The following is a 23323-nucleotide window of genomic DNA, read 5'->3' as shown; positions in this document are numbered from 1 at the left end:
GTGGAGCGACCCGGCCAGTCCGATGCAACTGGGCAGAACGTGCCGCTCGTCTCGGTGGTCATTGCAACCCACAACCGGCCTGCCACCTTGCGGCAAGCACTACGCAGCGTGCTGGACCAGACCCTGCAGGACTTTGAAATTCTGGTGATTGGCGATGCCTGTCGCCCCGACACGGCAGCAGTCATCGCCGAATTTGCCGAGCCGCGCATCGTCTACATCGACCTGCCGGTCAATTTCGGCGAGCAATCCGGCCCCAACAATATCGGCTTTGCCAGGGCACGCGGCCGGATCGTCGCCTTGCTCAACCACGACGACCTCTGGTTTCCAGACCATCTCGCGGCAATGACCGGCTGGATCGATGCGACACGTGCCGATGTCGTGATCGCTCGAGGCGCTATCGTCGAACCTCCGTCAGCCAAAGGCGCCCCCGTCAAGAGTCTGATCTACGGGGTCGGCAAGGACGGTCTCTATGATCCTGTCATCACGGCTGGATATGGATCAGCACAGATGGTCCGGCGCACATCGCTGGGCTGGCTCGGCCCTTGGCGGCCCGCCCGCGAGTGCTTCTGCGAAAGCTCGCAGGATTGGCTCTTTCGGGCGTGGCGAAAGGGAGCCGTGATCGCGACGATGCCTCACCTGACCGTGCTCAGCCTTTTTTCCGGCACGCGCGAGGGCAGCTACACCGAAGACACGGCGCGGGAACAAGAGGAACTCGTCAAAGGCATGAAGATGCCGGATGATCTGCGCGTGAAAATTCTCGCCTCGGCGGAGGCGCCGCGGCGTCTGAAAAAATCCAGCTATCTGAAACGAAGGCTTCTCGCCGCCTGCGGCGTCAATCCGCGAGCCAGGGAGTTTCGCCGTAAATACGGGCGGGGCACCTTTGTCGCCAAGCTGCGAGAGATACGCGGCTTGCCGCCCCTGCCCGCGCGAGAACCAGGCCTGGACGAAATGCTCACGCTCTATCGCAGGCGCGGCGACCAGCCTGACGCCGAAAGGAATTGAAGGGGCACCGCCCAACAAAAAACCCGCGGGATCGCTCCCGCGGGTTTTGTTTCGAGCAACCGCCCTCGCTCAGCCGTGCGCCAGTACGGCCAGCAGCAGGAGCGCGACGATGTTGGTGATCTTGATCGCCGGATTGACCGCCGGACCGGCGGTGTCCTTGTAGGGATCGCCGACCGTATCGCCGGTCACCGAGGCCTTGTGCGCCTCGGACCCCTTGAGGTGCTTGACGCCATCCTTGTCGGTGAAGCCGTCCTCGAACGATTTTTTCGCATTGTCCCAGGCGCCACCGCCTGAGGTCATCGAGATGGCGACGAACAGGCCGTTGACGATGACGCCGAGCAACGAGGCGCCGAGGGCGGCAAAGGCCGAGGCCTTCGAACCCGAGATCAACAGCACGCCGAAATAGACGACGAACGGCGCCAGCACCGGCAGCAGCGACGGGATGATCATCTCCCGGATCGCCGCCTTGGTCAGAAGGTCGACCGCGCGCGCATAGTTCGGCTTGGACGTCCCGGCCATGATGCCTGGATCTTCGCGGAACTGCTTGCGCACCTCCTCGACGATGGCGCCCGCCGCGCGGCCGACGGCCGTCATGGCGATGCCGCCGAACAGATACGGGATCAGGCCGCCGAAGATCAGGCCGGCGACGACGTAGGGGTTGGAGAGATCGAAGGAGATCTCGCCCATGCCCTGGAAGTAGGGATATTTGTCGCCATTGGCGGCAAAGAACTTCAGGTCGTTCGAATAGGCGGCAAACAGAACCAGGGCGCCGAGACCGGCCGAACCGATGGCATAGCCCTTGGTCACGGCTTTCGTGGTATTGCCGACCGCGTCGAGCGCGTCGGTGGAGTGGCGCACTTCCTTGGGCAGGCCCGCCATTTCGGCAATGCCGCCGGCATTGTCGGTGACCGGGCCGAAGGCGTCGAGCGCCACGATCATGCCGGCAAGGCCGAGCATGGTGGTGACGGCGATCGCCGTGCCGAACAGGCCGCCGAGCTGGTAGGTGGCGATGATGCCGCCGACGATGACGATGGCCGGCAACGCCGTCGATTCCAGCGACACAGCGAGGCCCTGGATGACATTGGTGCCGTGGCCGGTCACCGATGCCTGAGCGATCGAGTTGACCGGGCGCTTGTTGGTGCCGGTGTAGTATTCGGTGATCACCACGATCAACCCGGTCACCACGAGGCCGATCAGGCCGCAGATGAACAGGTTCTTGCCGGTGATGACCATGCCGGCGACAGTGCCAACCTCACCCCAGCCAAGCGTTGCCGAGGTGGCGACGCCGAGACCGACGATCGACAGGAGGCCGGTGACGATCAGGCCCTTGTAGAGCGCGCCCATGATCGAACCGTTGGAGCCGAGCTTGACGAAGAAGGTACCGACGATCGATGTCAGGATGCAGGCGCCACAAATAGCCAGCGGATAGAGCATGGCGGCGCCGAGAACGGCGGTGCCGCCGAAGAAGATGGCGGCAAGGACCATGGTGGCGACGACGGTAACGGCGTAGGTCTCGAACAGATCGGCGGCCATGCCGGCGCAGTCGCCGACATTGTCGCCGACATTGTCGGCGATGGTGGCCGGGTTGCGCGGATCATCCTCGGGGATGCCGGCTTCGACCTTGCCGACGAGATCGCCGCCGACGTCGGCGCCCTTGGTGAAGATGCCACCGCCGAGACGGGCAAAGATCGAGATCAGCGAGGCGCCGAAGCCGAGCGAGACCAGCGAGTCGATGACGATACGGTCATTGGGCTGCAGGCCCATCGGGCCGGTCAGGATGAGGTAGTAGATCGAGACGCCGAGCAGCGCCAGGCCGGCAACCAGCATGCCGGTGATGGCGCCCGACTTGAAGGCGATGTCGAGACCGGCGGCGAGGCTGTTGGAGGCTGCCTGTGCCGTGCGCACATTGGCCCGCACCGAAACATGCATTCCGATGAAACCGGCGGCGCCCGAAAGGACGGCGCCGATCAGGAAGCCGATCGCGGCGGTGATGGAAAGCAGCCACCAGGCGAGCACGAGCACGACCACGCCGACGATGGCGATGGTGGTGTACTGGCGCGCCAGATAGGCTTGTGCGCCTTCGCGGATGGCAGCGGAGATTTCCTGCATGCGTGCATTGCCCTGATCGGACGCAAGGACCGAACGTGTCGCCCAGATTGCGTAAAGGACAGAAAGCAGGCCGCAGGCGATGACGGCGTAAAGTATGGTCATTGCCGAATTTTCCTCGATTGCTGGCCCAAAAGAACCCCTCCCTGGGCCGTTGAGACAAAGACCGGAATCCGCGCGCGGAATCCACCTCTTCGCATCGGTGTATGCGAAACAGGGCCACGAACGTCAAGATATTGTTCGGTTTTTGCCCGGCTTTCGCCCAAAAGACAGAGGCCGTGATGGTACTGCCGGCGAAAGCCTTGGATTTAGATCGATTGAAATGACGTGGGGAATCGCCGTGTAGAAACCGCCGGGCTCTCCGAAAGCTACTCGGCCTCGCGTCCCATCCGCCGCGCCGCATAGCGCTCCACCGCCGACAATCCGTCATAGATCAGAACGGCAAGGGCCGCCACGATCAGGCCACCCTGCAGAATGAAGGCGAGATTGTTGGACAAGAGCCCGGCGATGATCACCTCGCCCAGCGTCTTGGCGGCAACGGTAGAGCCGATGGTGGCGGTGGCAAGTCCGATGACAACCGACAACCTGATACCGCCCAGGATGATCGGAGCGCTGAGCGGCAGTTCGACCTTCGTCAGCCTTTGCCAGCCGGTCATGCCGGCACCGCGCGCCGCCTCGACGACGTTGGCCGGCAGCGTCGTCAGCCCGGTCAGGGCATTCTCGAAAATCGGCAGCAGGCCATAGAGAAACAGGGCGATCAGCGTCGGCTTTTCGCCGAATCCGACAGCCGGGACGGCGAGCGCCAGCACCGCCACCGGCGGAAAGGTCTGGCCTATGTTGACCAGGCTGCGCGACAGGGGCAGGAATTCGGCACCGGCCGGCCTGGTGACGAGGATGGCGAGCGCGACAGCTACGATGGTAGCGGCCAAGGTGGCGAGCAGGACGGTGCGCAGATGCAGCAACGTCAGGGTCAGCAGGCTGCCCTGATTGTAGATCACCGGCGCGTTGTTCTCGGTCAGCGGCTTAAGCAGCGGTTCGAACCAACCGGGATTGGTGAGGAAAGCGACGAGCAGCACCACGAGGGCAAGCCGCAGCAGCGTCGGCAGCCAGGCTTTCATGCCGGCCTCGCCGCGCGCTTGACCAGCCCGTCCACCGTGACTCGGCCTAGCGGTCTGCCGTCGGCGCCTTTCACCGGCAGCGCCGGCCGGCCCGACCACAGGAGTTCGGCCAGTGCGTCACGCTGGCTGGCGTCGCCGGGGAGAGCGTCGCCCTCGGCGGTGCCGTTCTCCACCGCGTCACGCACCCGTCCGAGCGACAGCAGCCTGAACGGCCTTTCGCTGGCGCCGACCAAAGTCTCGACAAAGCTGCTGGCGGGGTTTGCCAGGATCTCGGCGGGTTCGGCATATTGCACGAGCTTGCCGGCATCCATGACGGCGATCTTGTCGCCCATATGCACGGCTTCCTCCATGTCATGGGTGACAAGGATGATGGTGGTGCCGAAGCGCTTCTGGATCGCCAGCAGATCCTCCTGCGCCTTGGTGCGAATGATCGGGTCGAGCGCGCCGAACGGCTCGTCCATCAACAGCACATTGGGTTCGGCAGCGAGCGCGCGGGCCACGCCGACGCGCTGCTGCTGGCCACCGGACAGTTCGTGCGGATAGCGCGGACCGTAGGCCTGCGGATCGAGCTGGTAGAGCGTCATCAGTTCATCGACGCGGGCGTTGATACGGTCCTTGTCCCAACCGAGCAGCACCGGCACGGTGGCGATGTTCTGCGCCACGGTGCGATGCGGGAACAGGCCATGGCCCTGGATGGCATAGCCGATGCTGCGGCGCAGTTCGTAACCCGGCACCGAGCGATTGTCGGCGCCGTCGAGCTTGATGATGCCTGATGTCGGCTCGACCAGCCGATTGATCATGCGCAGCAGCGTCGTCTTGCCGGAACCGGAGGTGCCGACAATGACGCAAACCGTGCGCGGCTCGATGACCATCGAGACGTTGTCGACGACAGCGGCCGCGTCGTAGCGCTTGGTAATACCTTCGATCTCGATCATGCCGTTTCAACCCTGCGCTTGGTGGCGGTCATTTCGATCACTGCGTCGAGGATGATGGCCGCGGCGAAGGCCAACGCCACGGTCGGAACCGCACCGAGCAGAACGAGGTCCATCGCCGTCTGGCCAACACCCTGGAAGACGAAAACGCCGAAGCCGCCGCCGCCGATCAGCGCGGCAATGGTGGCGAGCCCGATGTTCTGCACCAGGACGATGCGGATGCCGGTCAGGATCACCGGAAAGGCCAGCGGAAACTCGACGCCGAACAGGCGCTGGCGGTCGGTCATGCCCATGCCGCGCGCCGCGTCGTTGGCGGCACGCGGCACGCCGGCGAGACCGACAACCGTGTTGGCCACCACCGGCAGCAGCGAATAGAGGAACAAAGCGACAAACGCCGGCGCCGTGCCAATGCCGCGAATGCCGAGCGCCGCAGCACCCGGCACATGGGAGGCGACCCAGCCGAGCGGCGCTATCAGCAAGCCAAACAATGCGATCGAGGGTATAGTCTGGATGATGTTGAGCACGTTGAGCACGCCGGCCCGCAGCCTTTCGACCCGGTGACAGAGGATGCCGAGCGGCAGGCCGACGATCACCGCCGCGGCCAGCGAGCCTAGAGCCAGCGTCACGTGCTTGGAGCCCTCGGCCCAGAAACTGTCGGCGCGGTTGGCGTATTCCTTGAGGATGGAGAGGTCGTTCCAGGCCCCCGACACCAAAAGCAGGCCTATGGCCACGGCCGCGGCGACCAGCACGCCGACACGAGCAAATGGCGACAAACTCAGACGCGTCAGCACGTCCGCCAGCAAAAGCGTGAAGGCAAAGATGAGTATCCAGAAACCGGAAGCCGGCGATACCCTGGCAAAGGTGTTGCCGGTCGGCGTCAGGAATGTGCCGGCGGCGCCGACGAGCAGCGCGAGCGCGACCAGCGCCACGACGCTGGCGGCAAGGCGCAGCACGAGCGGTGTCCTGAACAGCGCTACCAGCGCGGCGACGACGATGATGGCAACCAGCAGTGTTCCTGTCGTTGCCGGCAACGCCTCGAGAATCGAGCGCGCCTGGCCCGGAACGATGCGGTTGGCGCGGAAGGTGGCGAAAGGCGCGAGGAACGCCGCATAGGCCGCGATCGCGGCAATGACCACGCCAAGCTTGTCGAAGCGGATATTCACGCCCTCCCCCGTCGGTCTTCCCGGCGCGCCACGTATGCGGCGCGCCGGAATCGCCCTACTTCAGAAAGCCGTTCTTCTTCAAGAAGTCTTCGGCGACGCCCTTGACCGGCTCGCCGCCGACCTGAACGCGGCCGTTCAGTTCCTGCAGGGTGACGAGATCGAGCTTGGCGAAGACCGGCTTCAGCAGCGTCTCGATCTCGGGGTGTTCCTTGAGCACGGATTCGCGGATTATCGGCGCCGGCTGGTAGACCGGCTGCACGCCCTTGTCGTCCTCGAGGACGACCAGGCCGGACGGCGCGATGCCGCCGTCGGTGCCGTAGACCATGGCGGCGTTGGCGCCGCTGGTCTGGTTGGCCGCCGCGGCGATGGTCGCCGCCGTATCGCCGCCCGAGAGCGTGATCAGCTGGTCCGGCTTCAGCGTGAAGCCATAAGTGGTCTGGAAGGCCGGAAGGGCTGCCGCCGAATTGACGAACTCGGCGGAAGCCGCGAGCACCACCTTGCCGCCGCCGGCGACGTATTTGCCGAAGTCCGACAGCGTGACGAGCTTGTTCTCGTCCGTCACTTCCTTGCGCAACGCGATCGCCCAGGTGTTGTCGGCCGGCGCCGGCGATAGCCAGACGATCTTGTTGGCGTCGTAGTCGAGCTTCTTGGCCGTCTCATAGGCCTTGGCGGCGTCCTTCCACACAGGGTCATCGGCCTTCTCGAAGAAGAACGCGGCGTTGCCGGTGTATTCGGGATAGATGTCGATCTCGCCAGCGGTGATCGCCTTGCGCACCACCGGCGTGCCGCCGAGCTGGATCCGGTCCGTGGTCTTGATGTTGTTGGCGTTTAGAACGAGCTGGATGATATTGCCGAGCACACCACCCTCGGTGTCGATCTTGGAGGAGACCACCACCTGAGCACTGGCGGAAGCCGCCGTGACGGCCAACGCCAATGCAGCGCTGGCCAAAACCCTGACTGAAAACATTGTGAAAATCCCTTGCTGTGAACCGGAATGCGGTGGCCGCATATGAGCATGGCTTCAACGGCCAGTCGGGGCACACGGTTTCATAAGAACGGGCATCGGCGCAATATTTTTGTTCCGACGCGGTGCCAAATAGCGGGCTGGCGATCAGGAGCCATTCGGCGGATAATGCCGCGAGGGTGCGGGCGGCTAACACGGAGACCGTATCATGGCCATACACAAGGTCGGTTATCTCATCGGCAGTCTTGCCCGGGGTTCCATCAACCGCAAGCTCGCGAAAGCGCTCGTTCAACTTGCTCCGCCGGAACTTGAAATGATGGAAATTTCCTTCAAGGATTTGCCGCTCTACAGCTACGACTATGACTCCGATTTCCCACCGGTGGCCCGCGCTTTCAAAAAGGCGATCGCCTCCGTTGAGGCCGTGCTGTTCGTCACCCCGGAGTATAACCGCTCAATCCCTGGCGGACTGAAGAACGCGATCGACTGGGCGAGTCGCCCCTATGGCAAAAATTCATTCGCACGCAAACCGTCCGCTGTCATCGGAACATCACCGGGCACTATCGGAACAGCTATTGCGCAGCAAAGCCTGCGAAGCGTTCTGAGTTTCTGCAATGCCCCCCAGATGAATGCGCCTGAGGCCTATATCCAGTTCACGCCGGGCCTGATCACGGACGACGGCGAGGTGACGGTCGAATCCACCGAGGACTTCCTGCGCAACTACATGGCTCAGTTTCACATGTTCATAGCACGGGTGCTTCAGGTTCTGCCGCCGGACGCATAGCTTTGGCAGTCTTCGGTTCGGATGGCGTCAGGCCTGACGCGGCCTCGCCATCCTCAGCGCGCCGAGTGCCACGAAGCACAGGACGGTGACCGGAAAGATCATCCAGTTCAGCATTTCCCAGCCCCAAGCGTTGTAGACCATGCCCGACAGAAGCGAGGCGCAGGCGACGGAGCCGAACAGGACGAAGTCGTGAAAACCCTGCACCTTGCCCTTTTCCGACGGCCGGTAGCTGGCCGCCACCATGGAGGTGGCGCCGATAAAGCCGAAATTCCAGCCAAGGCCGAGCAAGATCAGCGACGTCCAGAAGTGCCAAAGCGCGACGCCCGACAAGGCAACGGCGGCACAGCCGATCAGCAGCAGCAAGCCGATGGCGACAATGCGCTCGGCGCCGAAACGATGGATCAGCGAACCGGTGAAGAAGCTCGGCGCGAACATCGCCATGACGTGCCAGGAGATGCCCAGCGTCGCATCGTCCTCAGACAGGCCGCAGCCGACCATTGCCAGCGGCGCGCCGGTCATGACGAAGCTCATCAGCGCGTAGCTGCCGACAGCACAAAACAGCGCGGCGACGAAGCGCGGCCTGGTGACGATTTCGGACAGCGGTCTGGCATCGCCGTCGGCAATTTCGGCCTTGCCCACCGACTTAGCCGGCAGGCGTAGGAATGACAGGATGACGGCGCCGACCACGGCCAACGGCAAGATGGAGGCGAACGACCCGGCAAACATCACCGGCGCGAACAGTTCGCGGGTGAAGATAACGATCTGCGGCCCCAGTATGGCGGTGACAATGCCCCCAGCCAACACGAAGGAGATGGCGCGCGCCTTGAACTGTGGCGGCGCGTTATCGGCAGCGGCGAAGCGGAATTGCTGGACGAAGGCGCCACCGATGCCGATCACCAGCAGCGCGAAAGCGAACAGCCAGAAACTGCCGTGGAAAAGCGCCAGCGTGGCGACCAGCCCGCCAAGTGCGGTAACGACAGTGCCGGTCATGAAGCCGTCGCGCTGGCCCAGCCTGCGGACGATCGCCGCAGCCGGGAGCGCGCCGAGCGCCACGCCGAGATTGAAGCCGGTGATCGGCGCCGTCGCCAGCGATTTGTCGGCACCGAGCAGGTATTGGCCGGCCAGCGCGCCCATGGAGATGGCGATGGGTGCCGCCGAGCCGATAATCGCCTGCGAGGCGGCGAGGATCAGCGCGGTGCGCCGCGCTTCCCTGCCCGTCTCGATGGCGATGGCCGTCACGATGCGTCCTTGCCGCGCCCCTCGCCGCGCACCCGGCGTGACACGCGGTCGAGCACGGCATTGACCAGCTTTGGCTCGTCTTCCTCGTAAAAAGCCTTGGCGATGTCGACATATTCCGAAACGATCACCGCCACCGGCACATCCTCGCGCTTCATCAATTCATAGACGCCGGCGCGCATAATGGCGCGCAGTGTCGAATCGAGCCGAGACAGCGGCCAATCATCGGTCAGCGCCTGACGGATGACCGGATCGATGATCTTCTGGTTTTCGACGACACCGGTCAGGATGGCGCGAAACCATTGGGCATCAGCCTCGCGATAGAGCGCGCCGTCGACTTCCTTGCCAAGACGGAACGCCTCGTACTCCGCGGTGATCTCGAAGACGCCGCTGCCGGCCACATCCATCTGATAGAGCGCCTGCACGGCGGCCAGACGCGCGGCACCCCGCTTGTTGGCGTGGCGCACCGCCGGCTGGCCGGGCGAAGCGGGTTCGCTCACGATCGCGCTCCCAGCTGTTCCTTGAGCGCGATCATGGTCAGCGCCGCGCGCGCCGCAAAGCCACCCTTGTCGCCTTCCGAGCGCTTGGCCCGCGTCCATGCCTGCGCGTCGTTCTCGGTGGTCAGGATGCCATTGCCGATGCAGACCGAGTCCTGCACGGACAGGTCCATGAGCGCGCGGCTGGATTCGTTGGCGACGATGTCGAAATGATAGGTGTCGCCGCGAACGACGGTGCCGAGCGCGACGAAGCCGTCATAATGCGTGCCGCCTTCCGCCGCGCCGTCCAGCGCGAAGGTGATGACCGCGGGAATCTCGAGCGAACCTGGAACCGTAACGACGTCGTAGGTCGCGCCCGCTTCATCGAGCGCGTTGGTCGCGCCGTCGAGCAGCGCGTTGGCAAGGTCGTCGTGAAAGCGCGCCTCGACAATCAGCAGATGCGCCTTCGCCTTCGGACGAATGAAGGCTTTGCCGTGTTGGGATGTACCAGCCATAAAAGTCTCCGGGGGGTTGCCGGTGACTTATGCCGAAGCCGGATTGATCGCAAGCGGAAGATTGGCCATGCCGCACGAGACGGCTCGGACGAGCCCGCCCAGCAGACTTATTAGAGTCCCTCTTTGGCCGCCTCCGCCAGCCGCGCTGCGTAGCGGGCCATGGTGTCGATCTCGATATTGACACGGTCGCCCGCCTTGCGCTCGCCCCAGGTGGTCACGGTCAGCGAATGATGGATCAGCAGCACGTCGAAGCGTGTGCCCTCGACCTGGTTGACGGTGAGCGAGGTGCCGTCGAGCGCGACGGAACCCTTTGGTGCGATGAATTTCGCCAAATGGCGTGGCGCCTCCAGCGTGAAGCGCACGGCGTCGCCCTCGTCCTTGCGCTCGACGATTTCGGCGGTGCCGTCGACATGGCCCGACACGATGTGACCGCCAAGTTCGTCGCCGATCTTCAGCGCCCGTTCGAGATTGACCTTGCTGCCGGATTTCCAGCTCGAGGCCGTGGTCAGCCGCAAGGCTTCCTCCCAAGCCTCGACCTCGAACCAGCGTGCGTTCGAGCCATGGTCGGGCAAAGCCGTGACCGTCAGGCAGACGCCGCCGCAGGAGATCGAGGCGCCGATGGCGATGGTTTCGGGATCATAGGCGGTATCGATGCGCAAGCCGACGCCTTCGCTGAGCGGTTTAACGGCGGCGACGGTGCCGATATCGGTGACAATTCCGGTAAACATCGATGCTGATGCTCTCTTTGATTGAGAGCCGGATTCAGATTTCAAGTCGACTCGACCTGAAATCATCCGGCTCTAGAGGTCCCTTACCCATTCGGCGTAACTGTCTTCTCCGAAGCGCATCTCGCGCAGTTTGCGGAAGCCTGCCGGGATATGGTCGGCATCGACCGGCGATGCAATGCCGTCCTCGCCAATCGCCTCCGGCCCTTGGAACAGGACGATACGGTCGACCAGGTCCTCGTCCAGGAATGCCTTGGCGACCTGGGCGCCGCCCTCGACCAGAACACTTGCCATGCCAAGCGCCGCCAGGTCTTCGAGCAGTTCCGGCAAAGCGACGACGCCGTCATGGGTTTCAGTGCCGATGAAGCGTACGCCGGCGCGTTCGAGTGCGGCGCGACGATGCGGATCAGCTTCGAGACAGGCCGCGACATAGAGCGGCACGCGGTCGACACCGGAAACCAGCTTCGAGGCTTCCGGGAGCCGGATCTGGCGATCGAGGATGATGCGCGCCGGCGAACGGTTTTCCAGCCCCGGCAAACGCACGGTGAGCGCCGGGTCGTCTTCCAGTGCCGTGCCGATGCCGACCAGGATGGCGTCCGACTCCGCACGCATCAGGTAGACGTCGCGGCGTGCGATCTCGCCGGTGATCGCAACCTGACCGGCGCCTTTCCTGCCGATCTTGCCGTCGCTCGAAAGCGCAAGCTTCAGCGTCACTTCCGGACGTTTTCGCAGCGATCGAATCAAATAGCCCGCCATCTGTTCGGCGGCTTCCTTGGCCAGCACCTTCTCCACCACCTCGATGCCGGCGGCGCGCAGGATGGCGTAGCCCTTGCCGGAGACGCGCGTATCGGGATCGCTGGCGGCCCCGACGACGCGCGCTATGCCGGCATTGACCAGCGCGTTGGCGCAAGGCGGGGTGCGGCCGTGATGCGCGCAGGGCTCCAAAGTGACGTAGGCGGTAGCGCCACGCGCGAGTTCACCGGCCTCGCCCAGCGCTTCGGTTTCGGCATGCGGCCGGCCGCCAATCGCGGTGACGCCGGTGCCGACGATCATCGGCCCGGCGCCGTCGTCGCGCACGATGATCGTGCCGACGGATGGATTGGTCGAGGTGCGGCCGGCATTCCTGCGCGAAAGCCGCAGTGCGGCGGCCATGAAACGGCGATCAAGGGCCGCTTGTTCGGCCTCGCTCAATTGCGATGCTGCCATGCTCAGCCGGCTTCCTCTTCACTCTTGTCTTCGTCGCCCTTCAGTTCGCCCAGCAGCTCATGGAAATCCTTGGCCTCGCGGAAATTGCGGTAGACAGAGGCGAAACGGACATAGGCGACATCGTCGAGCGATTTCAGTGCTTCCATGACCAGCCGGCCGACCTCGCCGGAGGCCACTTCCGTCTCGCCGGAGCTCTCGAGCTGGCGCACGATCCCGGTCACCGCGCGGTCGATACGCTCGGGATCGACATTGCGCTTGCGCACCGCGATCTCCACCGAGCGCAACAGCTTGTCGCGGTCGAACGGCACTTTCCGGCCCGACTTCTTGACCACGACCAGATCACGCAATTGGACGCGCTCGAATGTGGTGAAACGGCCGCCGCAATCGGGGCAGACACGCCGCCTGCGGATCGCCGCGCCATCCTCGGCGGGGCGCGAATCCTTCACCTGCGTATCTTCGGACTGGCAATAGGGACAGCGCATGGAGAGCCTTGGGTTCGCGAATCTGATGAGGCGAAAGGCTTAGAGCCTTTCCGATGTGGATTGAAGCGGTTCCGTCCTCCGACGCCCTCAGAGATAGCGAGGCGCGAGGAAAATTGCGAGAGCGGCGACCAGCCAGACTGCGATGCCGCCAGCGACGGCCAGTCGATAGTCGGCCGTGTCGATAAACAACCAGCAGGCGCCGAGGAAAGCAAGATAGGCCGGAATTGTCTTGAACCCGGCAAGGCAGGCTTCGCGGAAGCCGGCATGATTGCCCTTGGCGCCAACTGCGAGCAGTGCAATGACCGCGAAAGTCGGCGCCAGCGGCAGAATTCCGGGCAGCACATTGCCGCGCTTGGACAGCCAGACGATCAGCGCCGTGACCAGCCCGCCGAGCATACCCTTCCAGACAATGTCCATTCGCAGCCCCCTACTCCGACCCGGCCGCCATCGTCACGGCGCGACGTCCTTTGTCGGGAAGCCGCAAAACGTTCCGAGGTTGCGGTAGGCCTTGGTGAAGCCGTCCATCGGAATGCTGGCGACGGCCTGCTTGCCGAAAGTCACATCGAGCGAGATGACCTGGCGCATGGCACGCAGGAGCGCGAGACTGGTTTTGGGCTGGTTGTCGACCGTCCAGCTCGGACGACCGATGACGGCATCGTTGGAATCGACCGTCGCCGAAACCTTGACGCCGGGATCACCGAACGTAGCCGCGATCTTCTTGCCGGTCGGCAGTTCCTTGTTGTCGACCGTAAACATGATGGCCGGGTAGGCATGGGGCGGCAGTGCGTCGCCGGTCGAGATCGACAAGGTCAGCGTGCCCGAATTGCCGCTCGCGTCAAAGAACGCAGTCGAAGCCGCACAGGTCTTGCTCGCGTCCTGGCCGGTGTCGAGCACATCGACGATGGTTGTCCATTTGCCGAAAGTGCTGGTGGCAGGCGTCTCCGGGCTGGGCTGCGTCTGCGCCAGGGCGGACCCGCCAAAGGCCAGCCAGCCGACAGCGCCGAGTGTGGCGAGACGAGATTCGCGCATCTTCAAGTCTCCGGTTCCATGCGTCACCCGATCAGGGGTGACGCACCGCCGGCGAATAAGAGATGACGCCTGGCGCCTGGTCAATCGAGATAAGGACGATCAACCGAGATAAGGATAGAGCGGAAAACGATCGGTCAGCGCCACGACCTTGGCCTTGACGGCGGCTTCGACCGCCGCATTGCCCTCGTCCGAATTGGCGACCTTGAGACCATCCAGCACTTCGGCGATCAGTTTGCCGATCTCGCGGAATTCGGCCTGGCCGAAGCCACGCGTGGTGCCAGCCGGGGTGCCGAGGCGCACGCCCGAGGTCACGAAAGGCTTTTCCGGGTCGAAGGGAATGCCGTTCTTGTTGCAGGTGATGTTGGCGCGGCCAAGGGCTGCCTCGGCGCGCTTGCCGGTGGCGTTCTTGGGTCTGAGATCGACCAGCATCAGGTGGTTGTCGGTGCCGCCGGAGACGATGTCGAGGCCCGTCTCTTTCAGGCTCGAAGCCAGCGCCTTGGCGTTGGCGGCCACGCTCTCGGCATAGACCTTGAAGCTCGGCTTCAGCGCCTCGCCGAAGGCGACCGCCTTGGCTGCGATGACATGCATCAGCGGACCACCCTGCAGGCCGGGGAACACCGCCGAGTTCATCTTCTTGGCAATGTCCTCGTCGTTGCACAGGATCATGCCGCCGCGCGGGCCGCGCAGCGATTTGTGCGTGGTCGTCGTCACCACATGGGCGTGCGGCAGCGGCGAAGGATGCACGCCGCCGGCGACGAGGCCGGCAATGTGGGCCATGTCGACCATCAGATAGGCGCCGACGGCGTCCGCGATCTCGCGAAAACGCTTCCAGTCCCAGATGCGTGAATAGGCGGTGCCGCCAGCCAGGATCAGCTTCGGCTTGGTCTCGTGCGCGGTCTTCTCGATGGCATCCATGTCGAGCAGGTGATCTTCCTTGCGCACGCCATAGGAGACGACCTTGAACCACTTGCCGCTCATGTTGACCGGCGAGCCATGAGTGAGATGGCCACCGGAATTGAGGTCGAGGCCCATGAAGGTGTCGCCGGGCTGCAGCAGCGCCAGGAACACCGCCTGGTTCATCTGGCTGCCCGAGTTCGGCTGGACATTGGCGAAGTTGCAGCCGAACAGTTTTTTCGCCCGCTCGATGGCGAGTTCCTCGGCTACGTCGACGAACTGGCAGCCGCCGTAGTAGCGCTTGCCCGGATAGCCCTCCGCGTATTTGTTGGTCATGATCGAGCCCTGCGCCTCCAGAACGGCGCGGGAAACGATGTTTTCGGATGCAATCAGTTCGATCTCGTGGCGCTGGCGACCGAGTTCGTTGCGGATGGCGCCGAAAATCTCCGGATCGGCGTCTTCCAGCGTTGTTTCGAAAAAGGATTCGAATTTGTTCGACGCTGCCGCTGCTGTTGCCATGGCCTGAAATCCTCCGGTTCGGGGGCAATCTGTTGATGCATATCGTCGCCCCAAAACCGCTGCACGCTTTTGGGCGACACGCATTGCCGCGCCATTAACACAGTTGTTTTCGACCCGCCACGTTTGCAGCGCGAAATTTGCTGGCCGGTTTGCGGCAGAGCCGGCAAATCCGCAGCCCCTGGGGCATCGCCAATCCTATTTCTGCGTCTGCCTGCCGTTCAAAAGGGCCTCCGTGAGGGTGATCTCGGTAAACAGCGTCCGCGCCGTGTGGTCGTTGATTTCGCCGCGCCGAAGCATGGTGCGCAAGGCGTCGCGCTCGGCGGCGATGCCGGCCAGCCTCAGGTCAATCTCCAGCCTGCCCGCCTCGCGAACCTCGGCGCGCGCCTCGTCGGCCTCGTCGGACGCCGCTATGCGCCGCTGATAGGCCGCGACAATGCCGTTGGCGGCGGCGAGCCTGACGCCCGGCACACCGCCCTCCTCCTCATCCGTCTGCGCGATGCTCTCGAGGTGGGCGATCGCCGCCTTTGCCGCGCCGACACGCGCCATGCGCTCCTCGGCACCGCCGGCGTCCTCGCCGGGCTCGACCAGGCCGCGCGCGATCACCGGCAACGCCAGGCTGGCGATCACCAGGGAGCAGATGATGACGCCGGCCGCGAGGAAGATGACGAGGTCGCGCGCGGGGAATGGCGAGCCGTCCTGCAAGGCCAGCGGCAACGACAATATGCCGGCCAGCGTTATGGCGCCGCGCACGCCCGCCACCGATCCGGCGAGCCGAACGCGCAGGCCGAACGGTTCGGCCTCCCGCTTGCCGAGCCGCGCCGCGATCCCCGCCGCGATGTCGCCGACCCAGATCCAGGCGAAGCGGAGCCCGATCAGGCAAAGGGTCAGCAGCAGAACCGTCAGGATCGGCTCGAAAAGCCAATGACGGCCGGACAGCTCGGGCGGCACCTTGCGGATGATCTCGGGAAGCTGCAGGCCGAGCACGATGAACAGCGCGCCGTTGAAGACGAACGAAAACGTCGTCCACAAGGACATGGTCTGCATGCGCGCCGAGACGCCGAGGAAGCGGAATATGCCTGTGCTCCCGGTCAACAGACCGGCGGTCACCGCCGCCAGGATGCCCGAGGCGCCGAAGTGCTCGGCGCCGAGATAGGCGACGAACGGAAGCAGAATGGTGATCAGCACCTGCGTCTCGGCCGGCACGCCACCGATGCGGTTCAAGAGTTGCAGCGCCTTGGCGGCGACGAACAAGGCCACCACGCCGGCCAGGATGCCGACCGCCACGGCATAAAGAAAACTCAGCGACGCCGCGGCAAAGGAAAAACTGCCGGTCAACGCCGCAGCGACGGCAAACCGGAACATGACCAGGCCAGACGCGTCGTTGAGCAGCGACTCGCCCTCCAGAATATGCATCAGCCGCGCCGGAACGACGGTCCTGTCGACGATCGAGGAGACGGCCACTGCATCCGTTGGCGACAGCACTGCGGCAAGGGCGAAGGCAACGACCAGCGGAATGCTCGGCACCAGCCAGTGCAAGGCATAGCCGAAGCCGACGATGGTGAAGAAGACGAGGCCTATGGCAAGGTCGAGGATCGGCCCTCGCAATGCCATCAGTTCGCGCTTCGGCGCGCCAAAAGCATCGCTGAACAGCAGCGGTGGAATGAACACCAGGAGGAACAATTCCGGATCGATCTCGACATGGATGCCGCCCACCGGCCAGGCAAGGGCGGCGCCTATGGCGATCTGCAGGACTGGCAGCGGCACCCGCACCAGCCGCACCAGCGCGCCGGAAACAGCGACGAATACGAGCACGACGAGGACGAAGATGGCGGCTTGCATGGCACGATTCCGGCTGTTTGGCGAACCATGCGCATTCATCGCTCCCGCGTCCAGACAGCGCTGGCGCGCTTCCATGTCGAACATGCCACGCGCAGGCGGCTGCACTGCTGGTGAATCAGCGGCTGATGAGCTGCTCCAACGTCTTCAAAAGCAAAAAGGCCGCCTTTCGGCGGCCTTTTTGTTATAATTATCAGCAGCTTAAAGCGAAGACGTGATCTGCAATTCGCTGGCGCCGTCGAGCGCGTAGACGTCGTCGCGGAACTGGACGACGCCAGGTCCGGTCGACCATGCCGACAGATAGAGAAAATGTACCGGCACCGGGTTGGTGACCTGGATCGGCGTGTTCTGGCCGGTCTTGATCGCCGCCTCGAAATGCTGGCGGTCCCAGCCGGGCGTGTCGCGCAGGATCCAGGTGACGAGATCGCGCACGTTCTGGACGCGCACGCATCCCGAGGAATCGAAGCGCATCATCTTGCCGAACAGGCTCTGCTGCGGCGTGTCGTGCATATAGACGCCGTCCGGGCTCGGGAAGTTGATCTTGACCGACGCCATGGCGTTTTCCGAACCGGGATCCTGGCGGAACCGGTACTTGGCGGCATCATCGGTCGACCAGTCGACATTCATCGGATCGACTTCGCTGCCATCCGGCGCGAACAGGCGGATGTGGCTGTTCTTCAGATAGTCGGGGTCTTTCCGCATCAGCGGAATGATGTCCTTGCGCACTATCGAGACCGGCGCATTCCAGTATGGGTTGACGATGATCTCGTTGATCTTGGAATTGACGATCGGTGTCTGGCGATCGATCTTGCCGACGATTGCCGTGTGGCGAAGCACGACGCGATCGTTCTCGACCGCTTCGACCTGCGCCGCCGGAATGTCGACCAGCACATAGCGGCTGCCCAGCGTGCCGGCCTTTTCCTTCAGCCGCTGCAGATTGGTCTGCAGCTGGCCGAGCCGAACCTGCGCCGAAACGTTCATCGCCGCATAAGTGTATTTGCCCATCGAGCCGTCGGCAGGCAGGCCGTGACGCAGCTGGAAGCGCTTGACCGCCGAGTCTACATAGGAATCGAAGGCCGTCGAAATGCCGGCGCTCTGCGACAGGTCACCGGCAACCATCAGGCGCTTGCGCAGCGGCACGACATCGGGATCATCGACGCCGAGCTGCAGCTTCTTGATCGCGGGAACCTCTACCCAGCCGCCCTGGCCGACGATGTTCTGATACTGCGCCACCGCCTGTTCCGTGAACGCAACGGTCTGCGGGCTGAAGATCGGCAGCGTCGAGGCCACCTTGCCGCCTTCGCTGGCGCGGGCGTCGAACTGGTCGTCCCAATTGCCACGCGCCGAGGATTTCAGGATATCCCCGATCACATCCTGCGCATTCGCACGGCCGGCCACGACGGCGGCAGCGAGGGCGGAGGCTCCGGAAAGGAAAAAACGGCGGCTGGTTCTCATGGACGTTCCAGACATAGGTAGCGGTTCGATCACTTGCTGCATTGATCTCGGGCGATCTCGCCCGCACTCTAAAATTGGCAATCTTAACAATTAGCCAACCATGGCCCGTATCACGCTGGCAAGAAACGCACGAGGCGCGATACGGTTGCGGATAGACGCATGGTCTTCACGACAGCATCACTGCCACCCTCGGTTCCATTGGAATATGGCGGCAACGTGGCCTTGCGCCCGATTCGGAGCGCCCGGCACTCCGAAAAGAAAAAGACCGGTGCTTTTCGGCACCGGCCCTGACTGGAGGTCGCTATGCGGCCGCGCTTCTGTGGCGCGGGCCATATCCGATGCGGATGGACTTACATCCGGTAGGCGATCGTGTCGTTCCAGAAGCGGTCGAGCCGCTGCAAGGCGCGGTTCATCTGCTTGAACTCGTCGGTGTTGATGCCGCCGACCTGTTCGATCGAGCCGACATGGCGCTCATAGAGACCGGCGACGACGTCCGCCACCTCGTTGCCCTTCGGCGTCAGCGAGACGCGGACCGAACGACGGTCGATGCGCGAGCGCTGGTGGTTGATGAAGCCGAGATCGACCAGCTTCTTCAGATTGTAGGACACGTTCGAGCCGAGATAGTAGCCACGCGAGCGCAGCTCGCCGGCGGTCAGCTCGGAATTGCCGATGTTGAAGAGCAGCAGCGCCTGGATGGCATTGATGTCGGAACGACCGTTGCGGTCGAATTCGTCCTTGATCACATCAAGCAGGCGGCGGTGCAGTCGCTCGACGAGCTGCAGCGATTCCATGTACAGCGAACGGATAGCCTCGCGGCGATCGTCGGAAACGTTGGCGGTCTTCGCCGCCGGACGCGAATTGATCATTGTCTTTGCCTCTCGTTTGTCGCCCTGGTGATTTTTTGTTTTTCACCTTGATCGCGACACTATCGAATACTCATAAAATTCGACTTAAACGCTAGGGCTAACAAGAGCTTACCGGTAAGTGGTTTCGAAAGAGGCTTAACGAACGGTCACCCGAGTAAGGATAATTAACCTAAAGGCTTAGGCAGATATAGCGGGGCTCGGATCCGGGGTTGGCCAAGTCGCCAATGCCCTCAAAGGCTTAGTGCCGCACGGGCCGTTTCTGCAGCCAGATGACGACGCGAAAGACGATGTAGAGCAGCGCCACCGCCGCGTGCGAGACGACGATGAGCGGCCGGTGGCCGAAAAGCTCGGGAAAGCCGGCATACATGACGGTCTCGGTGACCGCGCAAATGAACCAGATCACCGGCCCCCAGGAGGCCAGCATCCAGAGCCCCGCCGCGGCAAAGGGAAAGAACACGGCGAGCATCACCGCCGCCACCTGCCAGTGGACCGGCATCAGGTCGAAGCGCCACAGCGAGCCCGGGTAGAAGCCGATCAGCTTGATCCAGTAAAGGATGCCGAACAACAGGCAGTAGCCCGCGATGACGCGCTGGAACCAGGCGAAGATCACCTCGACCGTCGAGGGCTGCAGCACGACGCGTCTCGACGTCACCTCGCTCATGCCTCGAGTTCCCGTTCACCGAGCGGGGCGAAATAGGCCTCGACATCCGCCTCCGCGACCGCATCGAGGCTTGCCGGCCGCCATTGCGGCTTCGACCCCTTGTCGATGATGGCGGCGCGGATGCCTTCGTAGAAATCGTGGCCGGCAAGCATACGGTTGAGGATGCGGAACTCCATCTTCATGCAATCGTCCATCGACAGCGTCAGCCCGGCACTGATCTGCCGCCAGGCGACGCGAAGGCTGGTCGGCGAGCGCGTGCGCATCGTCGCCAGCGTCTTTGCCGCGAATTCGTCGGTGCCCGCCGCACGGTCCAGGCTGTCGACGACATCCTGCAGCGACGGCTGGTTAAAATGGCGGGAGATCGCCTCTAATGTCGGCCTGTCGGTCTCCCGCCTCGCCTGGACAAAGAAACCGCGCAGCACTGATTCCGGATCGCCGGTCAGCATCAGCCGGTCCAGGAAGCTCGCTTGATCTTCGGCCTTGATGGTGTGGGTGGCCAGTCCCGACCACAGCGCGTCGCCATAGCGGATGCGGTTGCCGGTCAGGGCCAGATACATGCCGAAACAACCGCCCAGGTCCGGCAGCAAATGGCTGGCGCCGACATCCGGGAAAAAGCCGATGCCGACCTCCGGCATGGCGAACTGGGCGTTCTCGGTCATCACCCGATGCGAACCGTGAAAGGAAATGCCGACGCCGCCACCCATGACGATGCCGTCGATGAGCGCCACATAGGGTTTCTTGAAGCTGTTGATGCGGGCGTTCAGCCGGTACTCGTCGGCGAAGAACTCGACCGGCGGCTTCCCGGCGCGGCCGGCCTCATAGATGTGCAGGATGTCGCCTCCGGCCGAAAACGCCCTGCCCTCGGCCTTGACGAGGACGACCTCGACGCCGTCGTCGCGCTCCCAGGCACGCAAGGCCTTGCCCAGCGCCATGACCATGCGATGGGTAACGGCATTGAGCGCCTGCGGCCGAGTCAGCGTGACGACACCGGCCTTGCCCAAGCGTTCGAAGCGAATTTCGTCGCCTCCACCAAAATCCATCGCCAGAGAATCCCTCCCCCGCGCCTGCGGGAGGAGAAGTGCTAAAGGCGGCGCATGGGTGCGTCAATGGCAGCAGCGTTTTCGCCATGGGCTTGGCGGCCGGCGGCGGCCGGTGCTAGACCTTGGCCGCCGATATGAGAGGCTGACAGCCGGACGGTGAGCCATGCCGCAGCTTTTGCGCTTTGCCTTTGTTCTGAGTTGCCTGTTGGCGTTTTACGCAAGCAATACCCAGGCTGAGGCAACGGACCTCGGCGACCTCTACCAGTCAAAGACCATCGTCACCGGCCAGGGCGAACAAAACCGCGAGCTCGGTTTCAGGACATGCCTGGACAAGGTGCTGGTCAGGGTTTCCGGCGATCAACGGCTGCTCGCGAAACGCGAGATGGGTGCGCTGCGCGACAAGGCCGGAAGTTTTGTCGACAGCTTTCGTTACCGCGACCGGCTCGAAGGCATTCCGATCCATGATGAGCAAGGCACGCACGACCGGCCGCATGATCTCACCTGCCTCTACAGGCCCGATGTACTCGACAAGGTGCTGGCTTCGCTCGGCAGCCGACCCTGGCTTGGCGACCGGCCGACGCTCGCCGTCTTTCTCGTGACCGAACAGGGCGCGCGGCATTTCGTGCTGAGCGCCGAGGAGGAGCGTGGCGAGACGATGCGCGAGTCTTTCGCCAATGCAGCCGATCCGTTGCTGATGCATGTCGTATTTCCGAAGGCCGCGCAGCTAGACGACCTGGGCGAAAAGGTATTGCGCACCGGCGACATGGCCAGGCTGGATCCGTTGGCCAAACAGGCCGGTGGCGCGCAAGCGCTCGCCGGCAAAATGGTGTGGAGCGACAAGGAGCTGGGCTGGATCGCCGATTGGCGGCTGGCCGATAACGGCAAGACCTATCGCTGGCAGGTACGTGGCGTCAGCTTCGACGAGGCGTTTCGGGTGGCGATAAGGGGTGCGGCGCAGATTTTGTCGGGAAACGGACAGCCTTGGGAGGAGCTGCGCTCAACCCCTGGCACAATCGTGTCGCATTGGTCTGTGGCAAAAGCTCGTGGTAAAAGCCGCCGAAAGAGAGTTTTGGCCCAGAGTTTTGGCAATGAACAAATTCACCGCGACAAAGCCGGCCGGCACGCGCAGCGTGGACGATATCACCAGCAGCCGTCGCCTGCGCCGAATGCGCAAGGCCGACTGGTCGCGCCGCCTGGTGCAGGAGAACCGGCTCACCGTCGACGACCTGATCTGGCCGATCTTCGTCGTCGAGGGCAAGGATGTGCGCGAGCCGATCGCCGCCATGCCCGGCGTCTTCCGCCTGTCGGTCGACCTTGCCGTGAAGGAGGCCGAACGCGCGGCCAGGCTCGGCATTCCAGCCCTCGCCACCTTCCCCAATGTCGACCTGGCCTTGCGCGACCAGACCGGCTCGCACATCCTCGATCCGGAAAACGTTGTCAACCGCGCCACCCGCGCCATCAAGCACGCGGTGCCCGGGATCGGCATCATCACCGACGCCGCGCTCGACCCGTTCACCAGCCACGGCCATGACGGCATCCTGCGTGACGGCATCATCGTCAACGATGAAACGGTGGAGCAGGTCGCGGCGGCGGCCGTCATCCAGGCGGCGGCGGGCGCCGACATCATCGCGCCGTCCGACATGATGGACGGCCGCGTCGGCGCGATCCGCGACGCACTCGACGCCAACGGCTTTCAGGACGTCGCGATCATGTCCTACGCGACGAAATTCGCTTCGGCCTTCTACGGCCCCTATCGCGAGGCGGTCGGCACCGCCGGCCTGCTCAAGGGCGACAAGAAGACCTACTACATCGACCACGCCAATTCGGACGAGGCGGTGCGCGAGGCCGAACAGGACATCGCCGAAGGCGCCGACATGCTGATGGTCAAGCCCGGCCTGCCCTATCTCGACATCATCCGCCGGCTGAAGGACGAATTCCAGATGCCGACCTTCGCCTACCAGGTGTCGGGCGAATATTCGATGATCAAGGCGGCGGGCGCCAATGGCTGGATCGACGGCGAGAAAGCGATGCTGGAATCGCTGCTCGCCTTCAAGCGCGCCGGCTGCGATGGTATCCTGACCTATTTCGCGCCTGAAGTGGCGCAGATGCTGAAGGGGTAGCCAGCGACGTCCCGGGCAATGCCTTTCAGGAGATGTCAGCACTCTTTCGACCGGCCGGCGGTTCTTTCGAATACGCGCTGACAAAATCCGCTGCCTCCGGCTATGATGCCGGCACGGCCGGAGGCGGCTGGCAGCCCGCGCCCCACCAAGGGGTATGGCGAACGCCTCCAAAGGATGCTTCCTGACCCGTTTCACCC

22 protein-coding genes and 1 pseudogene are annotated in these 23323 nt (G+C 63.7%); 4 read left to right on the top strand and 19 right to left on the bottom strand.

Annotated elements, in window-relative coordinates:
• The first annotated feature begins 39 nt into the window (after positions 1-39).
• Positions 40-1002: a glycosyltransferase family 2 protein gene (locus A3AU_RS0103265; protein WP_245235405.1), complete on the top strand. Its 963-nt coding sequence runs from the start codon at positions 40-42 to the stop codon at positions 1000-1002.
• A 69-nt stretch (positions 1003-1071) separates the two neighbouring features.
• On the opposite strand, the gene A3AU_RS0103260 is transcribed toward A3AU_RS0103265, so the two are convergent.
• From A3AU_RS0103260 to osmF, 5 genes are all read right to left on the bottom strand, one after another.
• Positions 1072-3213: a sodium-translocating pyrophosphatase gene (locus A3AU_RS0103260; RefSeq protein ID WP_027051524.1), complete on the bottom strand. Its 2142-nt coding sequence runs from the start codon at positions 3211-3213 to the stop codon at positions 1072-1074.
• Between the two features lie 263 nt (positions 3214-3476).
• Positions 3477-4226 (bottom strand): ABC transporter permease, encoded by a 750-nt coding sequence (locus tag A3AU_RS0103255; RefSeq protein WP_027051523.1) that lies wholly within the window; start codon positions 4224-4226, stop codon positions 3477-3479.
• The gene (locus tag A3AU_RS0103250) at positions 4223-5161 is read right to left on the bottom strand and encodes an ABC transporter ATP-binding protein (RefSeq protein ID WP_027051522.1); all 939 of its coding nucleotides are present in this window, start codon (positions 5159-5161) and stop codon (positions 4223-4225) included. Before A3AU_RS0103250 ends, A3AU_RS0103255 begins: the two co-directional genes overlap by 4 nt.
• Positions 5158-6321, bottom strand: a complete 1164-nt coding sequence (locus tag A3AU_RS0103245) for an ABC transporter permease (protein WP_027051521.1) — start codon at positions 6319-6321, stop codon at positions 5158-5160. The genes A3AU_RS0103250 and A3AU_RS0103245 overlap by 4 nt, the downstream gene beginning before the upstream one ends.
• Before the next feature lie 55 nt (positions 6322-6376).
• Positions 6377-7288, bottom strand: a complete 912-nt coding sequence (osmF, locus tag A3AU_RS0103240; protein WP_027051520.1) for a glycine betaine ABC transporter substrate-binding protein OsmF — start codon at positions 7286-7288, stop codon at positions 6377-6379.
• Positions 7289-7493: 205 nt separating this feature from the next.
• Here osmF and A3AU_RS0103235 point away from each other — a divergent pair, with 205 nt between their 5' ends.
• Complete coding sequence (locus A3AU_RS0103235) at positions 7494-8066, top strand: NADPH-dependent FMN reductase (protein WP_027051519.1); 573 nt, start codon at positions 7494-7496, stop codon at positions 8064-8066.
• A 27-nt stretch (positions 8067-8093) separates the two neighbouring features.
• Here A3AU_RS0103235 and A3AU_RS0103230 read toward each other — a convergent pair whose 3' ends face one another.
• From A3AU_RS0103230 to A3AU_RS0103165, 14 genes are all read right to left on the bottom strand, one after another.
• The gene (locus A3AU_RS0103230) at positions 8094-9305 is read right to left on the bottom strand and encodes an MFS transporter (RefSeq protein ID WP_027051518.1); all 1212 of its coding nucleotides are present in this window, start codon (positions 9303-9305) and stop codon (positions 8094-8096) included.
• Positions 9302-9802, bottom strand: coding sequence for a transcription antitermination factor NusB (gene nusB, locus A3AU_RS0103225; protein ID WP_027051517.1), 501 nt, complete (start codon positions 9800-9802; stop codon positions 9302-9304). Before nusB ends, A3AU_RS0103230 begins: the two co-directional genes overlap by 4 nt.
• Complete coding sequence (gene ribH, locus A3AU_RS0103220; RefSeq protein ID WP_027051516.1) at positions 9799-10293, bottom strand: 6,7-dimethyl-8-ribityllumazine synthase; 495 nt, start codon at positions 10291-10293, stop codon at positions 9799-9801. The genes nusB and ribH overlap by 4 nt, the downstream gene beginning before the upstream one ends.
• Positions 10294-10403: 110 nt before the next feature.
• The gene (locus tag A3AU_RS0103215; protein ID WP_027051515.1) at positions 10404-11021 is read right to left on the bottom strand and encodes a riboflavin synthase; all 618 of its coding nucleotides are present in this window, start codon (positions 11019-11021) and stop codon (positions 10404-10406) included.
• A gap of 72 nt (positions 11022-11093) precedes the next feature.
• On the bottom strand, positions 11094-12224 hold the full coding sequence (gene ribD, locus A3AU_RS0103210; protein ID WP_027051514.1) for a bifunctional diaminohydroxyphosphoribosylaminopyrimidine deaminase/5-amino-6-(5-phosphoribosylamino)uracil reductase RibD: 1131 nt from the start codon (positions 12222-12224) through the stop codon (positions 11094-11096).
• A 2-nt stretch (positions 12225-12226) separates the two neighbouring features.
• On the bottom strand, positions 12227-12706 hold the full coding sequence (gene nrdR / locus A3AU_RS0103205) for a transcriptional regulator NrdR (protein WP_013895995.1): 480 nt from the start codon (positions 12704-12706) through the stop codon (positions 12227-12229).
• A gap of 87 nt (positions 12707-12793) precedes the next feature.
• Entirely contained in the window at positions 12794-13123 is a 330-nt protein-coding gene (locus A3AU_RS0103200) for a GlpM family protein (protein WP_027051513.1), read from the bottom strand.
• Between the two features lie 33 nt (positions 13124-13156).
• Positions 13157-13735 (bottom strand): invasion associated locus B family protein, encoded by a 579-nt coding sequence (locus tag A3AU_RS0103195; RefSeq protein ID WP_027051512.1) that lies wholly within the window; start codon positions 13733-13735, stop codon positions 13157-13159.
• 99 nt (positions 13736-13834) lie between these two features.
• Positions 13835-15148, bottom strand: a complete 1314-nt coding sequence (gene glyA / locus A3AU_RS0103190) for a serine hydroxymethyltransferase (RefSeq protein ID WP_019857608.1) — start codon at positions 15146-15148, stop codon at positions 13835-13837.
• A gap of 195 nt (positions 15149-15343) precedes the next feature.
• Positions 15344-16987, bottom strand: a complete 1644-nt coding sequence (locus A3AU_RS0103185) for a Na+/H+ antiporter (protein ID WP_027051511.1) — start codon at positions 16985-16987, stop codon at positions 15344-15346.
• A gap of 198 nt (positions 16988-17185) precedes the next feature.
• Positions 17186-18439, bottom strand: coding sequence for a L,D-transpeptidase family protein (locus A3AU_RS0103180; RefSeq protein WP_027051510.1), 1254 nt, complete (start codon positions 18437-18439; stop codon positions 17186-17188).
• A 350-nt stretch (positions 18440-18789) separates the two neighbouring features.
• Positions 18790-19305 carry a transcriptional regulator LdtR gene (gene ldtR / locus A3AU_RS0103175; protein WP_013896002.1) on the bottom strand — a complete coding sequence of 172 codons (516 nt, stop codon included), beginning with the start codon at positions 19303-19305 and terminating at the stop codon, positions 18790-18792.
• 238 nt (positions 19306-19543) lie between these two features.
• Positions 19544-19966: a DUF6163 family protein gene (locus tag A3AU_RS0103170; protein WP_027051509.1), complete on the bottom strand. Its 423-nt coding sequence runs from the start codon at positions 19964-19966 to the stop codon at positions 19544-19546.
• The gene (locus A3AU_RS0103165; RefSeq protein WP_027051508.1) at positions 19963-21006 is read right to left on the bottom strand and encodes an enoyl-CoA hydratase/isomerase family protein; all 1044 of its coding nucleotides are present in this window, start codon (positions 21004-21006) and stop codon (positions 19963-19965) included. The genes A3AU_RS0103170 and A3AU_RS0103165 overlap by 4 nt, the downstream gene beginning before the upstream one ends.
• A 163-nt stretch (positions 21007-21169) precedes the next feature.
• Here A3AU_RS0103165 and A3AU_RS1000000137545 point away from each other — a divergent pair.
• Both A3AU_RS1000000137545 and hemB read left to right on the top strand, forming a co-directional pair.
• Positions 21170-21913, top strand: a pseudogene (locus A3AU_RS1000000137545) (DUF2066 domain-containing protein); the annotation flags it as partial.
• Positions 21914-22094: 181 nt separating this feature from the next.
• A complete protein-coding gene (hemB, locus tag A3AU_RS0103150; protein WP_027051506.1) occupies positions 22095-23126 on the top strand; it encodes a porphobilinogen synthase in 1032 nt (343 codons plus the stop codon).
• The last annotated feature ends 197 nt before the right edge of the window (positions 23127-23323 follow it).

The organism is Mesorhizobium erdmanii USDA 3471, assembly GCF_000472705.1.
In the GTDB taxonomy this organism is placed as follows: Bacteria; Pseudomonadota; Alphaproteobacteria; order Rhizobiales; family Rhizobiaceae; genus Mesorhizobium; species Mesorhizobium erdmanii.
This window is presented reverse-complemented; position numbering and strand designations above follow the sequence as displayed.